A 16033-nucleotide genomic window follows, 5' to 3' on the forward strand; every position below is an offset into this window, starting at 1 on the left:
GAGTACAAATAAAGGTGATATAATATGAAAAAAGAAATAACAAGAATAACATCCTTTACAGTAGTAATTATTATGATCTTTTCCATACTTATAGCAAGGCTTTTTTACGTACAGTTATTTAAAGGGGATTATTATAAAAGTCTTGCAGAGGAAAAGGGTGAAAAGGAAATTATTAGACCTGCACCTAGAGGAGAAATTGTTGACAGGAACGGAGAAAAAATAGCAACTAGTAAACAAGGGTTTAATATAACATTCTCAAACTATCAAAAAAAAGGTAAAGAAAAAAAAGAGGTTTATAATGAAAGAATAAATAAAGCATTAGTTGAAACTCTTCAAATTATTACTAAAAATGCAGATCTAGATAAGTTGAACCTTTCTGCTATTCCTATAGCAATTGAAGGGAATAATTATGTATACAACTTTACTGCAACTAGTAATACTTTACGTGCAAAACTAGAGAAAAATCTTAAGAAGGCTTATGATCTTGATAAAATAGAAGAGAAGTCAAATATAAAACTTGATGCAAAGGGTGTTATAAGAGAACTTGGAAAGAAGTATGGACTGTTAGATGAAAACACCGGTGAAAATATTTACAAGGTTTCTCAAATCGAGCTTTTGCAGTTAGTATCATTAAGAGCAGCTATTAGTAGCGTTTCCTTTTCTCAATATAAAACAGTTTATATTGCAAAAAATGTTAAAAAAGAGACTGCATTTGCTATTATGTATAAAGGCTCAGAACTTCCAGGTATCTCAAATGAGGTGGCTCCAATCAGGGAGTATCCAAATGGTGAAGTAGGGTCAGCTTTCTTAGGGTATCTTGGGAAGATTAGTGAGGATTCCGCTGAGGAATATAAAAATCTTGGATATGATATAAATAGAGAGTTAATTGGAAGATTAGGCCTTGAAAAGTCATTGGAAAACAATAGAGACCTTGGAATAAACTTAAGAGGGGAGCCTGGAGTTAGATACGTAAATGTAGATAAGTTCGGTCAAATAACAAAGGAAACGGCAACTCTTGATCCAATTCCAGGTGATACTGTAAAAACTACAATAGATATTAATCTTCAAAAGGTAGCAGAAGAATCACTTGATAAAACAATGGAAAGCATTAGAGGAAAGTCAAAGGGTGGAAATGCTAAAAGAGGAGCAGCTATTGTAACAGATGTTAAAACAGGAGAAATTCTTGCGCTAGCTAGTAGACCAGGGTTTGATCCTAATGTGTTTGCACAAACAGGTGCAATTGCAGATCCTGAAATATACAAAAAGTATTTTGTACCTGAGAAAAATGAGGGGGATAAGGCGGATCTTATTCCTGCACCTATGTTTAATTATGCAACTAAGGGAGCTATACCACCGGGGTCAATACTTAAGCCATTTGTAGGGATTGCAGGCCTTGAAGAAGGAGTAGTAAATCCAAGTACAATTGTTGTGGATAAAGGTGGACCTTTCGATAAGATAAAAGGATTTAAAGGTGCTTGTTGGATTTGGAACACGAAAAGAGGAAGTCATGGACCTGTAAATGTATCTCAGGCACTAGAGGTTTCATGTAATATATACTTCTTTGAAGTAGGAAGACTTTTAGGATATGAGAGATTCTCTAAATGGGCAGCTAAATTTGGTTTTGCATCGGATCCTAAAACAGGAGAAAAGCCAAAGTCAGGTATAGAGATTGAAGAGTCTCCAGGAGAAGTTGGAAGTGATGTGAAGTATAAGAAGACTAATCTTTCAATATTCTTAAATGATATATCAGATAAGATTTCAGGTATTGAGTATGGTGGATATACTATAACAAAGGGAACTGATGAGTATAAGGCCATTCAAGATATGATTGATAAGGGGCAGTACGATAAAACAAAACTTGAGTCAATAGGAGTTACAAATCTTAAGGCACAAAGATATATTAAGCAAAAGATTGCAGAATTTAAGAGTAATGCTAATAATGTTGGACAGCTTCTAAGTGTATCAATAGGGCAAGGGTCAACACTACTTACTCCACTACAAATGATTGGTGCACTAAATACTCTTTTAAATGATGGTAAAAGATATTCTACTCATCTTGTTAAAGAAGTTCTTAATCCAGATGGAACAGTAAAAAGAGAAATAGCTCCAGAGCTTCTAGAAGAATTTAAAATATCCCCTGAAAATAAAGATGCAATTCTTAAGGGGATGTCTAAGGTTACTTCAGGTGAGCATGGTACAGCGGCATCAACATTTAGAGGATTTAATATTCCAACAGGAGGAAAAACAGGTAGTGCATCTGTTCCACCTTCACAGAAAGAAAAAGGAAGAGATGCATACGGATGGTTCCTTGGTTTTGCACCATATGAGGATCCACAAATATCTGTCGTTGTTGTAATTTATGATGCAGGAAGTGGTAGTTTTTCTGCACCTGTTGCAAGGGATATATATGAACAATATTTTGGACTTAATAAAAAGGATGACAAAAAGAGTGATAATGGAGAGGTTAATAAAACAGCTCCTTTAAATGAAAGTGAAGCTGCATATCAAGGTGTACAAACCCAAGGGAATGTACAAAACGGCTCTACAAAAAAGCAAGACACAGGAAATATTAACAATAGATAAAAAAGGACAGTTTACTCTGTCCTTTTTTTCTATTATTGTAAAAAAATGCTACATAGTATATAGTATTTGTATACATTACAAAAGCTTAGATTGTATAACGTTTATGCAAAGAATGCCTATTTAAGCGACTAAGGCTTTAAGTATTCTAAGTGAAGAAAATGCACTTGAATTTATACAAGGAGAATGAAGGTTCTAATAAAAAGTATAAAGTAAAGGTGATATAACATGAAAAAAGAAATAACAAGAATTACATCTTTTTCGGTAGTAGTTATTATGATATTTTCAATACTAATAGCTAGACTTTTTTATGTTCAAGTAGTAAAGGGATATTATTATAAAAGTCTTGCAGAAGAAAAAGGTGAAAAAGAAATTATTAGACCTGCACCTAGAGGTGAAATCCATGATAAAAATGGCAAGAAAATAGCAATTAATGAGCAAGGATTTAATATAACTTTTTCAAACTACGTAAAAAAAGGTAAGGAGAAGAAAGATATAACAAATAAAAGAATTAACAAAGCATTAATTGAAACCATAAGAATAATTACAAAGAACTCGGATTCAGATAAGTTAAATCTATCTTCTCTTCCTATAGTACTTGAGGGAAATAATTATGTATATAATTTTACAGCAACAAGCAATACTCTTCGTGCTAAGCTTGAAAAAAACCTTAAAAAGGCATATGAGCTTGATGAAATAGAAGATGATAGAAAAACTAAGTTAGATGCAAAGGGTGTTGTAAAAGAGCTTGGAATAAAATATGGACTAATAGATGAAGGGAGTAATCAATACATCTATGAGGTTTCTAATGTAGAATTTCTACAGCTAGTATCAATAAGGGCGGCTATAAGTGATGTTTCTTATTCACAGTATAAAACAGTTTATATTGCAAAGAATGTAAAAAAAGAAACAGCCTTTGCGATTATGCATAAAGGTTCGGAACTTCCAGGAATTTTAAGTGATGTATCTCCAATACGTAGGTATCCATATAAAGAAGTAGGTTCGGCCTTTCTGGGGTACTTAGGTAAAATAAGTGAAGAATCATCTGAGGAGTATAAAAATCTTGGATATGATATAAATAGAGAACTAATTGGAAAATTAGGTCTTGAAAAGTCCTTAGAAAACAACAGAGACCTTGGAATAAATTTAAGAGGAGAGCCTGGAGTTAGATATGTAAACGTAGATAAGTTTGGTCAAATAACAAAGGAAACAGCAACTCTTGACCCAATTCCTGGAGATACTGTAAAAACAACAATAGATATCAACCTTCAAAAAGTAGCTGAAGAGTCACTTGATAGAACTATGGAAAATATTAGAGGGAAGTCAAATGGAGGTAATGCTAAAAGAGGAGTAGCTATTGTAACTGAGGTTAAAACAGGGGCAGTTCTAGCTTTAGCTAGCAGACCAGGATTTGATCCTAATGTTTTTGCACAAACAGGTGCAATTGCAGATCCTGAAATTTATAAAAAGTATTTTGTACCGGAAAAGAATCAAGGCGATAAAGCAGATGTCATACCAGCTCCTATGTTTAATTATGCAACTAAGGGAGCGATACCTCCAGGATCCATACTTAAACCTTTTGTAGGTATTGCGGGTCTTGAGGAAGGTGTAGTTACTCCTAGTATAACTGTTTTAGATAAAGGTGGGCATTTTGATAAGGTAAAGGGCTTTGAAGGAGCTTGTTGGATTTGGAACACAAAAAGAGGAAGTCATGGGGCCCTAAATGTATCACAGGCTCTAGAGGTATCTTGTAACATCTACTTTTTTGAAGTAGGAAGGCTCCTAGGCTATGAAAGATTCTCGAAATGGGCAGCTAAGTTTGGTTTTGCATCGGATCCTATAACAGGAGAAAAGCCAAAGTCAGGAATAGAGATAGAAGAATTACCTGGAGAAGTTGGAAGTAACATTAGATTTAAGAAAACCAACATTGCTATATATTTAAATAACATAACCGATAAAATTTCTGGAATTGAGTATGGTGGTTATACGATAACTAAGGGAACAGATGAATATAGAGCAATTCAAGATATGCTGGATAAGGGCCAATATGACAAATCTAAACTTGAGGCAATAGGAATAACTAACCCTAAGTCTCAAAGATATATTAATTTAAAGGTTTCAGAATTTAAAAAGAAAGCTAATAGGGTTGGAGAACTTTTAAATGTATCTATAGGACAAGGATCAACGGTACTTACGCCACTACAAATGATAGGGGCATTAAATACTCTATTAAATGATGGCAAAAGATATTCTACTCATCTTGTTAAAGCCGTTCTTAACCTAGATGGAACAGTAAAAAGAGAAATTATACCAGAAGTTCTTGAAGAGTTTAAAATATCTCCTGAAAATAAAGAAGCCATATTAAAGGGTATGTCTAAGGTTACCTCAGGTGACCATGGTACCGCTGCATCAACTTTTAAAGGGTTTAGCATAGATACGGGTGGAAAGACTGGTAGTGCATCTGTTCCAAAGCCTCTAAAAGCAAAGGGAAGAGATGCCTATGGATGGTTTCTTGGCTTTGCACCATATGACAATCCCAAAATATCTGTTGTAGTAGTAATATATGATGCAGGAAGTGGGAGTTTTGTAGCTCCTGTTGCAAAGGATATATATGAGCAGTATTTTGAATTAAATAAAAATAATAATAAAGAAACTCCATTAAATGAAAGTGAAGCTGCCTATAGAGGAGCAGAAAGAAAAGTGGGAAATGGAGAAAATTCATCTAATAATAGTGGAGAAAATTAAAAAATATTCTATATAAAATGTGTCTAGAAACTACAGGTTATGCTGTATATTTATGAGTGTTTTTGTAATACCTAATATATATATGTAATAGTTTAATAATTGATGTAGAGTAGATTTCCTTATAGATAAGGTTTAAATGTATTTTTATATCATTATTTGTATGTTAAAATAAATACATATTTGTTCAAAATAAAGAAGGAAAGCCGTGCTTTTTGAAGAATAAAAATAATATAGGGCATCTGGAGGTTAGCTACATGAGTAATGTAACTATTAAAGGGAGTAAAAATGGAATAATTATTTACATTAACTCTAATGATTTTCAACTTGTAAAACAGGATATAATAGAGAAAATTGAACGAGGAAAAAATTTCTTCATAGGTTCTGAAATATGGATTACAAATGGTGAGGCAAATTTATCCTATGAGGATTTGAGAAGCATTAGAGATAGCTTGAAAGAGCAGTATAATATTAATGCTGATATAAAAAAAGAGTCCAAGGTAGAAGAGCCAGAAGAAAAAATTTTCCAAGGGATATATGAAGGTAGAACAAAGTTCTATAAAAGTACTATTAGGTCCGGTCAAAAGGTAAATTACGATGGGAATATTATTATTATAGGGGATGTTAATTCAGGAGCAGAGGTTATGGCTGCTGGTAATATTATTGTGCTTGGAGTTTTAAGGGGGATAGCACATGCAGGGGCGACAGGAAATAAAAAGGCTATTGTTGCTGCATATTCATTAAAGCCAACCCAGCTTAGGATTGCAAGTCTTATTACAAGAGCGCCAGATGATGAGAAGTATTCTAAAACTAACATTCCAGAAGTAGCAAAAATTAAAGATGATATAATAATAATAGAACCTTATTTACCAAATAAGTATTTTTAACTAAGAATCGATGTGGAGGGATATTAAAATGGGAGTTGCCATAGTTATAACTTCAGGAAAAGGTGGAGTAGGTAAAACTACAACTACAGCTAATATTGGAACAGCACTAGCTATGATGGGTAAAAAAGTCGTAGTTATAGATGCAGATATAGGGCTTAGAAATCTTGACCTGCTTTTAGGACTTGAAAATAGAATAGTATATAATCTTGTAGACGTAGTTGAAGGAACCTGTAGATTAAAGCAAGCATTAATTAAAGATAAAAGATTTGATAATATGTTCTTACTTCCAACTGCTCAAACAAAGGATAAAACCGCAGTAAATCCTAGTCAAATGCAAAAGCTTGTTAATGGATTAAAGGAAGAGTATGATTATGTAATTATTGACTGTCCAGCTGGGATAGAGCATGGATTTGAAAATGCAGTTGCAGGCGCTGATAGAGCAATTATAGTAACTACTCCAGAAGTATCAGCTGTAAGAGATGCTGATAGAATAATAGGAAAACTTGAAGCTAAGGGACTAGAAAATCATGAGCTAATAGTAAATAGAATAAAACACGAAATGACACTTAAAGGTGAAATGCTTAATATAGATGATATGACAGATATACTAGCTATTAAGCTTCTAGGGATAGTTCCTGATGATGAAAAGATAGTAATGTCTACTAACAGGGGAGAACCTACTGTAATGGATAATGATTCTAGAGCAGGGCAAGCTTATAGAAACATTGCAAAGAGAATAACTGGAGAAGAAGTACCACTTTTAAATCTTGAAGAGGAACATGTAGGCTTCTTTACAGCAGTAAAAAGGTTATTTGGAAAAAGATAAGGAGGGGTATAAATGGATTTGTTTAAGATTTTCGGAAGAGAAAAACCTTCTAAAGATGTAGCCAAGGAGAGATTAAAGCTAATATTAATACATGATAGAGCTAATGTTTCACCACAATTTTTAGAGATGGTTAAGGGAGATATTATAAAAGTAATATCTGACTACGCTGAAATAGATGAAAAAGGGCTAGAGATTAAACTTACTAGAACAGATGCAGATTCAGCAGATTCACCTGCCCTTGTTGCGAATATACCAATAAAGAAAATGAAAGATATAGGTAGATAAATACATAAAAAGATAGGAATGATATTCCTATCTTTTTTAATGTAAAAATTAATTTAAGTATGGTATAATCATTAATGTTAATGGAGATAATACAAACTTAGAGGTGCTTGGAAATGTTTGATAAAAATAGAATTCTAAAACATATTGATTATGGAATAGTTTTTAGTGCTTTTGCACTTATACTAACAGGACTTATGACTATTAGTAGTGCAACTCATGCATTTAGTGATGGTGGAAGTATGAAAAATCTATTGATGCAGATTGCCTTTACAGTTGTATCCCTAATAATTGCAATTTTTATAATTAGCATAGATTATAATACAATAGGTGGTTACTATAAAATCTTTTATGTATGTGGAGTACTAGGCCTACTTGCAGTATTATTATTTGGGAAAACAGTAAATGGGGCCAAGGCATGGCTAGGAGTAGGACCTATGGGTATACAGCCAGCTGAATTATTCAAAGTTATCATGATTATAGTTGTTGCTAAGGTTTTAGAGGAAATGGATAATATTAATACCATTAAGAACTTAGGGAAGATTGCCGGAGTTGTTCTTTTACCAATGATTCTTATCCAGCTTCAACCGGATACGGGAACAAATCTTATCTTTGCGGTTACTATATTTGGTATGATATTTTATGCAGGTCTTGATAAAAGGATTATTTATACTGGATTTGGAACAGCAGTAGTTGGAGTACTTGCAGTGTGGTTTCTTGATGTACTAGCAGACTATCAAAAAAGAAGGGTACTTGTATTTTTAAACCCAGAGCTTGATATGTCAGGTTCAGGTTATAATGCACATATAGCAAAGACTGCAATCGGTGCAGGGCAGTTTTTTGGTTCAGGCCTTTATGGTGGGGCAATGACTGAGGGTAATTTTATTCCAGAGCTTCATACGGATTTCATATTTAGTGTGTTTGCAGAGGAATGGGGATTCCTCGGTGCAATGGTTCTTTTGGCACTTTATTTTAATATTATTTGGAGAGGGATAAAGATTGCCAGGGACTCTAAGGATAAATTTGGGACATACATAGTAGTTGGAGTACTATCAATGTTAACATTCCAAATACTACAAAATATAGGGATGGACTTAGGGCTTATGCCTATAACAGGAATTCCACTACCTTTCATGAGCTATGGTGGAAGTTCACTTATGACAACAATAATATCCTTAGCTTTAGTTGTAAATGTCGGAATAAGAAAGAAAAAGATAAATTTTTAAAGTTTAAATATAAAACAGGATAAGTCTAATTCATTTAGGCTTATCCTGTTTTTATTTTATATTTAAAGTACTATATGTAGTCCTAAAGAATATATATTAATTGGAAGTATTTTTAGGAGGAATATAAATGAATTATGGACCAAGGATAGGAAGTGGGCTAGGTAATCCCCCTAATAAAAAAGAGGTTAGCTACATAGGTAAACTCTCAAGGCAACTAACAGGAGTACTAGTCATAATACTCGTGCTAATGCTTTTTAAGTATACAAAAACAGGAATAGGTGAAAATGTTAATCAGTTTGTAAAGAATAATTTCTATAAAGACTATAGTACAGTGGCTACTAAGGCATTTGAAAAGTACTCTCCAGAAGTTAAAGAAGTTGTTGAAACTTTTGTAAAAAATGTAGAGAAGTAATTTTTAAGGAGAGTATATGGGACATAATAGTAAAACAGAATTTTTTGTTAGGGCGATTTACGGGTTAATTTTAATTTTTCTTATATCTAAAAGTTATTTATATTTTATTTTTATCGCATTACATGAATTAGGACATTTAATATGTGGTGTTATTCTTGGATATAAGATCAAGAAACTTTCTCTATTACCCTTTGGGTTTAGTTTATGCTTTAAAGAGGTTTTTATAAAGCCTAGAGATAATATTATAATATCTCTCTTTGGACCATTAACTAACCTTATTTTTTTTGTGCTTTTCTATATTATTTCTTTTATCTCATCATCAAATATTATAGTAGGTTTAATGAATATAAATATTGTTCTTTTTGTTTTTAATATTATTCCAGTAGGATTTTTAGATGGTGGAAGAATTTTGAAGGAAGTTTTATCGATGTTTATTAGCTTTTATCTAGCTAATCTTATTATAAATTTGAATGGAATTATATTTGGTTGTATAATATTAATGTTACCCATCTATATGGGGTGGGCAATTAATAGTATAATTCTTATATTAATATCACTAAGCCTTATAGCAAATTCTATTCTTCAAATTAAATGGATTAAAATGAGTATAATTCAAGAAGCTCTTTATAAGAAATTTAATAAAAATTTCCTCAATAATAAAGAAAAAGTAAAATTCTATAGTGAAGATACTAAGATTTTTGACATAATGAAAAATTTTAGTTTTAATATAAACTATGTAATAGGAATTGATAAGAATAAGGAAAATACCATTAGTGATAAGGAAATAATAAAATTTTATTTTACTAAGGGAAATATTACCCTTAGAGAATGTTTTGATTAACATAGGAGGAATACACATGTTGAATATAAAAGATGAATTGCTTTTAAGTGTTGAAAAGCCTGCAAGATATACAGGTGGAGAAGTAAACATGGTAAGAAAAAATCTAGAAAAAGTTAAAGCTAGATTTGCAATGTGCTTTCCAGATGTATATGAAGTTGGAATGTCACATTTAGGGCTTAAAATACTTTATCATGTAATAAACCAAAGAGAAGATAGCTACTGTGAGAGAGCCTTCGCTCCATGGATAGATATGGAGAAGATAATGAGGGAAAAGGAAATTCCTTTGTATTCATTAGAAATGAAAGAGCCTTTAAAGAATTTTGATTTTCTAGGCTTTACTCTTCAATATGAAATGAGTTATACAAACATACTAAATATGCTTGATTTATCAGGAATACCTGTAAGAGCTGAGGATAGAGGAGAAGAGTATCCTCTTATTGTTTGTGGTGGTCCATGTGCATATAATCCAGAGCCTTTAGCTTTGGTTGCTGACTTTTTCCAACTTGGAGAAGGTGAAGAGATGATGAATGACATTCTAGACATTTATGTTAAGTTTAAGGAAGAGGGAAAGACAAAACTTGAATATCTAGAAGAAATTTCTAAGATCCAAGGGATATATGTTCCTGCATTTTATGATGTAACATATAAGGAAGACGGTACTATAAAGGAAATGATCCCTAAAAAAGATATTTATCCTAAAAAGATTACAAAGAGAATCATGGAGAACTTAGATGAGACAATATATCCTGATAAGATGATAGTACCTTTAACAGAAATTGTTCATGATAGAGTAATGCTTGAGACTTTTAGAGGGTGTACTAGAGGTTGTAGGTTCTGCCAAGCAGGTATGATATATAGACCGGTTAGAGAAAGAAAGACAGATACATTAATAGAACTTGCTGATAAGCTTATTAAGGGGACAGGATATGATGAATTATCTTTAACATCATTAAGTATTTGTGATTATTCAGATATAAAGAATCTTGTTATGAAACTTGTTGATAAATATAAGGATGAAAAGGTTGGAGTTTCACTTCCATCTCTTAGAATAGATTCATTTTCTGTGGACCTAATTAATGAGATTCAAAAGGTTAGAAAAACAGGATTAACATTTGCACCTGAGGCGGGAAGCCAAAGAATGAGGGACATTATAAATAAAGGTGTAACAGAGAATGATCTTATAGAATCTGTAACAAGTGCTTTTGAACTTGGTTGGAGTACTATTAAGTTATACTTTATGATAGGTCTTCCATTTGAAGAGATGGAGGATATTGAAGGAATTGCAGATCTTGCTTTAAAGGTTGTTGATGCATATTATTCAGTTCCAAAGGAGAAGAGAAAGAAGGGAAGACTTACTGTTACTGTAAGTACATCATCCCTTGTACCAAAGCCTTTTACTCCTTTCCAATGGGAACCACAAAATAGAAGAGAAGAGCTTGTAGAAAAGCAAAACTTCCTAAAGAGTAAAATTAGAAATAGAAATATAAGTTATAATTGGCATGACTCACCTGTAAGCTTCCTAGAAGGAGTTGTAGCAAGAGGTGATAGAAGAATATCAGAGGTTATTATTAGAGCATTTGAACTTGGATGTAGATTTGACGGTTGGGGTGAATGCTTTGACTATGATAAGTGGATGAAGGCTTTTGAAGATTGCAATGTAGACCCACATTTTTATGCAAATAGAAGAAGAGAACTAGATGAAGTTCTTCCATGGGATTTTATTGACATAGGTGTAACAAAAGCTTATTTAATTAATGAACTTAAAAAGGCTAAGGAAGCAACTTTAACACAGGATTGTAGATTAGGATGCACAGGCTGTGGAATGACGACATTCTTAAAGGGAGGGAAATGTTTTAATGGAGCGACTTTTAATCAAAATAACTAAAAATGATGAAACTAAATTTATATCTCACCTTGACACTATGAGGACTTTTCACAGAGCATTAAGAAGAGCTGGCCTTCCTGTATCTTACTCAAAGGGGTTTAATCCACATCCATCAATATCAGTTGCAGCACCTTTATCACTTGGCATATCAAGTATAGGTGAGTATATTGATGTGGATTTTGATAGCTTTGTAGATGAAAAAATAGTAAAAGAAGAGCTTAATGAAAATCTTCCACTTGGAATGAGAGTTTTAAATGTTGTATATATAAAAGATAAAAAGCCTGCTGCAATGGCAGCTGTACAAGGTGCAAAGTATACCTTAAGAATGACTCATAGTGCTACTAGTAGATCAGAGTGTGAAAAATACATTGAAAATATATTAGAATCTGATGAAATATTAAAAGAAAAGAAGACAAAAAAGGGATTAAAGGAAGTGAATGTTAGACCTTTAATTATTGACCTTTCTGTAAGCGAATTTAATGAAGAAGAAGTAGAGATAGAAGCCTTTGTAATGGCAGGTAGCAATGGAAGTTTATCAATGGATTTATTATGGGGTATTTTGAAGGATTTCTCTAATGGAACTATATCTGGATTCCCGGCTTCTAAGAGACGTAATATTTATACAAAGGTATCAGATAAATGGGTTGACCTTCTTACATTTTATAAGTAGGAAGTGATTAATTTGAATCTTATTATAGATATTGGAATAGCACAAAGTCGTGCACTACTTCTTAGGAAAGAAAAGCCTGTAAGTATTTATACAGAAGACTATTCATCAAAGAATATTTCAGGAAATATATATAAGGGAAGAGTTGAAAATATAACTGAGTCACTTGGTTGTGCATTTGTAAATATTGGAGAAAGCAAAACAGGAATGCTTCATTTTGATGAGTGTACTCATACTATAAAAAAAGGTGAAGAGTTATTAGTGCAGGTAATAAGAGAGCCCTCAGGTAATAAGGGGGCTCGCCTTTCTATGAAACTTACTTTACCATCTAAGAATTCAGTTTTACTTGTGGATTGTAATGATATAAATATTTCGAGAAATATTACTGATTCTAAAAGAAGAAGTGAGTTGTTGAGTCTTGGAAAAAGGCTAACTAAAGGTGAAGAGGCTTTAGGGATTATATTTAGAACCTCTTGTATTAATATTCATGATGAAGAAATTATAAATGAATATCTTTATACCAAGAAAACATGGGATAAGATAAATTCATCATGGAAGTATATAAAAGGGGAAAGTCTTTTATTTGAGGCTAATAATTTTATAGATTATATTAAGAGAGAATATATAACTTCATCTATTGAAAAAATATATATTAATAGAGAAGATGAAAGTGATGAAATTAAAAGATTTGTTAAGGAAAATAGTTTTGAGGCTAAAGTATTATCAATTGAGGAAAGCATAGATAAGCTAAATCTTTTAAAAGGCTACATAGAGTATTCTGTAAAAAGAAATTTTGATGCTAGCGATGAAGTTAATATTGTAATTGATGAAACAGAGGCTTTAACTATAATTGATGTTAATTTTGCATCTACTAATAAAAGTAAAGACCTTGAGAAGTGTTTACTTGATGCTAACATAAAAGCTGTTGAGAAGATTTCGCAAGTAATATCTCTAAAAAGTAGTTCTGGAATCATATTAATAGATTTTATTAATATGAAGAAAGAGGAATCTAAGAAAGTACTAGAGGGTGAAGTTGAAAGGTGCTTTAAAAAGTATGGTTTAAAAGCTAAAATTCATGGATTTACAAAGCTTGGTCTACTTGAAGTATCTAAAGCGAAAAAATCTAGGGTTTTAAGAGATGTTGTTTATAGAAAAGATAATCCGAATTTTCTAAATCCCTTTTATAGTGTAAAGAATTTAGAAAATGATATTTTAAATATGATTTATAAAAATTCAAAGACATCATTTAACGTTTTTGTATCTGAGGATATTTATGAAGCTATAAATATAGTAGATTTTATAGATGTTATGAAAAAAGTATATTCTGTTAAAATTGAGACTAAAAAAATTAGAGACTTTAATGGTTATTATATAGGAGAAAATCTTGATGTTGATTTCGCCAGAATAAGCTATGGAAAAAGAACTTTAGTTGGAAAAATTGAAAGTTTTAACGAGGATGATACATCTTTTTCTATTAAGGTAATTAAGAAAAAATAGAATTATACCAAGTAATTTTTACTTAGGCTTTCTTTTGTTGACAGTAATATTTATGTATGTTACAATTTAAGTCGTGAACCGCACGAAGCAGGCTTTAAAGATTTTCTTAATCTGCCTTGCATTAGGCGAGACTGGCAAGAGGAGGTGTATGTCAGATGTACGCAATCATTCAAACTGGTGGTAAGCAATATAGAGTTCAAGAAGGCGATACGCTATTCGTTGAAAAGCTAGTTGCTGATGTTGATTCAAACGTTGAATTAACAGAAGTACTTGCTGTTTCAAAGGACGGTAAGCTAACTGTTGGATCACCAAAAGTTGAGGGTGCTAAGGTTGTAGCTAGTGTTGTAAAACATGGAAAAGCTAAGAAGGTTATTGTTTTCAAGTTCAAGAGAAAGAAGGACTATAGAAAGAAACAAGGACACAGACAACCATACACTCAAATTAAGATCGAAAAAATCGAAGCTTAATTAATTGAAATATAAAATCCCTTATTAAGGAGGTGGCATACATGGCACATAAGAAAGGTGTGGGTAGCTCCAAGAACGGTAGAGATAGTGAATCCAAACGTCTAGGCGCGAAGAGAGCAGACGGACAATTTGTTCTTGCTGGAAACATTCTTGTAAGACAAAGAGGAACTAAGATTCACCCAGGTACAAACGTTGGTAAGGGCAAGGACGATACTTTATTTGCTACTATCGACGGAATCGTTAGATTCGAAAGACTTGGAAGAGACAAGAAAAAAGTAAGTATATATCCAAGAGCAGCTCAATAGTAAAAAGGCACCCAAAAGGGTGCTTTTTATATTTTTTATATGACACTTCCTTAAAATGTAAGTAATAAGGGTTATAAAATAAGAACTTCTTGCCAAAGATATATAAGTAATCAAATTTGTGAATGAGGTGATGCTATGTTTATAGATATAGCCAAGATATACATAAAAGCAGGAGATGGAGGACACGGTTCTGCATCATTTAGAAGAGAGAAGTATGTGCCACTAGGAGGACCAGACGGTGGAGATGGTGGTGATGGAGGAAGTGTAATTTTTAAGGTAGATCCAGGCCTTAGAACACTTCTAGACTTTAAGTATAAAAGAAAGCATGTTGCTGAAAGAGGAGAAGATGGAGCATCTCAAAAGATGTATGGTAGAGCTGGAAAAGACCTTGTTATAAAGGTTCCACCTGGAACAGTAATTAAGGAAGCTGAATCAGGAAAGATAATAGCTGACTTGAAGGAAGATGGAGAACAGGCAGTTGTTGCAAGAGGTGGAAGAGGTGGAAAGGGAAATGCGAAGTTTGCAACTTCCACAAGACAGGCACCTAATTTTGCTCAACCAGGACTTCCAGGTGAAGAGAGAAATGTAGTCCTTGAACTTAAACTTTTAGCGGATGTTGGACTTGTAGGATTCCCTAATGTTGGTAAGTCTACTATGCTATCAATGGTTACAGGAGCAAAACCTAAAATAGCAAACTACCACTTTACTACATTAACACCTAACCTTGGAGTTGTAGATATTAAGGGGATAGAGAGTTTTGTTTTAGCAGATATTCCAGGACTTATAGAAGGTGCACATGAAGGAGTTGGACTTGGGATAGACTTTTTAAGACATGTAGAAAGAACAAGACTTCTTATACATGTTATAGATGTATCTGGAGTTGAAGGAAGAGATCCGATTGATGACTTTGAAAAGATAAATGACGAACTTAAGCTATATAACGAAAAGCTTTCAAAGAAACCTCAAATAGTTGTTGCTAATAAAACTGATATAGCAGAAAATGAAGAAAACTATGAAAAGCTTAAAGAGTACGTTGAAGAAAAGGGTATGAAAATATTCAAAATTTCTGCAGCTACTAATACAGGGCTTCGTGAACTTATGCTATATGTAGGAAGTATACTTAATACAATTGAGGTGGAAGAAGAGTATACAGAGGATGAAATGTTCGTTCCAGAGGAAAGAAAGTTTACTTACGACGTAGAAATAGATGAAGAGGGAGTATATGTCGTTTCAGGTTCTCTTGTTGATAGATTACTTCTTCAAGTTAATATTTATGATAGTGAATCAATTAAGTACTTCCATAGAACTCTTGAAAGAAGAGGGATTATTGCGAAACTTAAGGAAATGGGAATACAAGATAATGATTTAGTAAGAATGGATGACTTTGAGTTTGAATTCTTAGACTAATAAGGGGTG

The 16033-nt window shown here is 32.7% G+C and carries 14 protein-coding genes; all 14 read left to right on the forward strand.

What is annotated here, in order from left to right; translation table 11 throughout:
* Nucleotides 1-24: 24 nt before the first annotated feature.
* The 14 genes from CLCY_RS09915 (at nucleotide 25) to obgE (ending at nucleotide 16024) form a co-directional block, all read left to right on the forward strand.
* Nucleotides 25-2583 (forward strand): penicillin-binding transpeptidase domain-containing protein, encoded by a 2559-nt coding sequence (locus CLCY_RS09915; protein WP_048570968.1) that lies wholly within the window; start codon nucleotides 25-27, stop codon nucleotides 2581-2583.
* Between the two features lie 225 nt (nucleotides 2584-2808).
* On the forward strand, nucleotides 2809-5325 hold the full coding sequence (locus CLCY_RS09920) for a penicillin-binding transpeptidase domain-containing protein (RefSeq protein ID WP_048570969.1): 2517 nt from the start codon (nucleotides 2809-2811) through the stop codon (nucleotides 5323-5325).
* Nucleotides 5326-5579: 254 nt separating this feature from the next.
* Nucleotides 5580-6209, forward strand: a complete 630-nt coding sequence (gene minC, locus CLCY_RS09925) for a septum site-determining protein MinC (protein ID WP_048570970.1) — start codon at nucleotides 5580-5582, stop codon at nucleotides 6207-6209.
* A 28-nt stretch (nucleotides 6210-6237) separates the two neighbouring features.
* Nucleotides 6238-7035 carry a septum site-determining protein MinD gene (gene minD, locus CLCY_RS09930; RefSeq protein ID WP_048570971.1) on the forward strand — a complete coding sequence of 266 codons (798 nt, stop codon included), beginning with the start codon at nucleotides 6238-6240 and terminating at the stop codon, nucleotides 7033-7035.
* A gap of 12 nt (nucleotides 7036-7047) precedes the next feature.
* Nucleotides 7048-7320 carry a cell division topological specificity factor MinE gene (gene minE / locus CLCY_RS09935; RefSeq protein WP_048570972.1) on the forward strand — a complete coding sequence of 91 codons (273 nt, stop codon included), beginning with the start codon at nucleotides 7048-7050 and terminating at the stop codon, nucleotides 7318-7320.
* Between the two features lie 113 nt (nucleotides 7321-7433).
* Nucleotides 7434-8543: a rod shape-determining protein RodA gene (gene rodA, locus CLCY_RS09940; RefSeq protein ID WP_048570973.1), complete on the forward strand. Its 1110-nt coding sequence runs from the start codon at nucleotides 7434-7436 to the stop codon at nucleotides 8541-8543.
* Between the two features lie 127 nt (nucleotides 8544-8670).
* On the forward strand, nucleotides 8671-8955 hold the full coding sequence (locus CLCY_RS09945) for a hypothetical protein (RefSeq protein WP_048570974.1): 285 nt from the start codon (nucleotides 8671-8673) through the stop codon (nucleotides 8953-8955).
* Nucleotides 8956-9295: 340 nt separating this feature from the next.
* Nucleotides 9296-9796: a zinc metalloprotease gene (locus CLCY_RS13640; RefSeq protein ID WP_152668149.1), complete on the forward strand. Its 501-nt coding sequence runs from the start codon at nucleotides 9296-9298 to the stop codon at nucleotides 9794-9796.
* Nucleotides 9797-9812: 16 nt separating this feature from the next.
* Nucleotides 9813-11681, forward strand: coding sequence for a TIGR03960 family B12-binding radical SAM protein (locus CLCY_RS09955; RefSeq protein ID WP_048570976.1), 1869 nt, complete (start codon nucleotides 9813-9815; stop codon nucleotides 11679-11681).
* A complete protein-coding gene (locus CLCY_RS09960) occupies nucleotides 11653-12351 on the forward strand; it encodes a TIGR03936 family radical SAM-associated protein (protein ID WP_048570977.1) in 699 nt (232 codons plus the stop codon). The genes CLCY_RS09955 and CLCY_RS09960 overlap by 29 nt, the downstream gene beginning before the upstream one ends.
* A gap of 12 nt (nucleotides 12352-12363) precedes the next feature.
* Entirely contained in the window at nucleotides 12364-13845 is a 1482-nt protein-coding gene (locus CLCY_RS09965; RefSeq protein ID WP_048570978.1) for a ribonuclease E/G, read from the forward strand.
* Nucleotides 13846-14000: 155 nt separating this feature from the next.
* Nucleotides 14001-14312 (forward strand): 50S ribosomal protein L21, encoded by a 312-nt coding sequence (gene rplU, locus CLCY_RS09970; RefSeq protein WP_048570979.1) that lies wholly within the window; start codon nucleotides 14001-14003, stop codon nucleotides 14310-14312.
* 41 nt (nucleotides 14313-14353) lie between these two features.
* On the forward strand, nucleotides 14354-14617 hold the full coding sequence (gene rpmA / locus CLCY_RS09975) for a 50S ribosomal protein L27 (protein ID WP_048570980.1): 264 nt from the start codon (nucleotides 14354-14356) through the stop codon (nucleotides 14615-14617).
* 135 nt (nucleotides 14618-14752) lie between these two features.
* Nucleotides 14753-16024, forward strand: coding sequence for a GTPase ObgE (gene obgE / locus CLCY_RS09980; RefSeq protein ID WP_048570981.1), 1272 nt, complete (start codon nucleotides 14753-14755; stop codon nucleotides 16022-16024).
* Nucleotides 16025-16033: the final 9 nt, after the last annotated feature.

The sequence above is a fragment of the Clostridium cylindrosporum DSM 605 genome (assembly GCF_001047375.1).
Lineage (GTDB): Bacteria > Bacillota > Clostridia > Clostridiales > Caloramatoraceae > Clostridium_AB > Clostridium_AB cylindrosporum.

Bases quoted from the DNA above. Each gene is read 5' to 3' on its own strand.
- CLCY_RS09915 (WP_048570968.1), top strand. From the start codon at position 25: ATGAAAAAAGAAATAACAAGAATAACATCCTTTACAGTAGTAATTATT.
- CLCY_RS09920 (WP_048570969.1), top strand. From the start codon at position 2,809: ATGAAAAAAGAAATAACAAGAATTACATCTTTTTCGGTAGTAGTTATT.
- minC (WP_048570970.1), top strand. From the start codon at position 5,580: ATGAGTAATGTAACTATTAAAGGGAGTAAAAATGGAATAATTATTTAC.
- minD (WP_048570971.1), top strand. From the start codon at position 6,238: ATGGGAGTTGCCATAGTTATAACTTCAGGAAAAGGTGGAGTAGGTAAA.
- minE (WP_048570972.1), top strand. From the start codon at position 7,048: ATGGATTTGTTTAAGATTTTCGGAAGAGAAAAACCTTCTAAAGATGTA.
- rodA (WP_048570973.1), top strand. From the start codon at position 7,434: ATGTTTGATAAAAATAGAATTCTAAAACATATTGATTATGGAATAGTT.
- CLCY_RS09945 (WP_048570974.1), top strand. From the start codon at position 8,671: ATGAATTATGGACCAAGGATAGGAAGTGGGCTAGGTAATCCCCCTAAT.
- CLCY_RS13640 (WP_152668149.1), top strand. From the start codon at position 9,296: ATGAATATAAATATTGTTCTTTTTGTTTTTAATATTATTCCAGTAGGA.
- CLCY_RS09955 (WP_048570976.1), top strand. From the start codon at position 9,813: ATGTTGAATATAAAAGATGAATTGCTTTTAAGTGTTGAAAAGCCTGCA.
- CLCY_RS09960 (WP_048570977.1), top strand. From the start codon at position 11,653: ATGGAGCGACTTTTAATCAAAATAACTAAAAATGATGAAACTAAATTT.
- rplU (WP_048570979.1), top strand. From the start codon at position 14,001: ATGTACGCAATCATTCAAACTGGTGGTAAGCAATATAGAGTTCAAGAA.
- rpmA (WP_048570980.1), top strand. From the start codon at position 14,354: ATGGCACATAAGAAAGGTGTGGGTAGCTCCAAGAACGGTAGAGATAGT.
- obgE (WP_048570981.1), top strand. From the start codon at position 14,753: ATGTTTATAGATATAGCCAAGATATACATAAAAGCAGGAGATGGAGGA.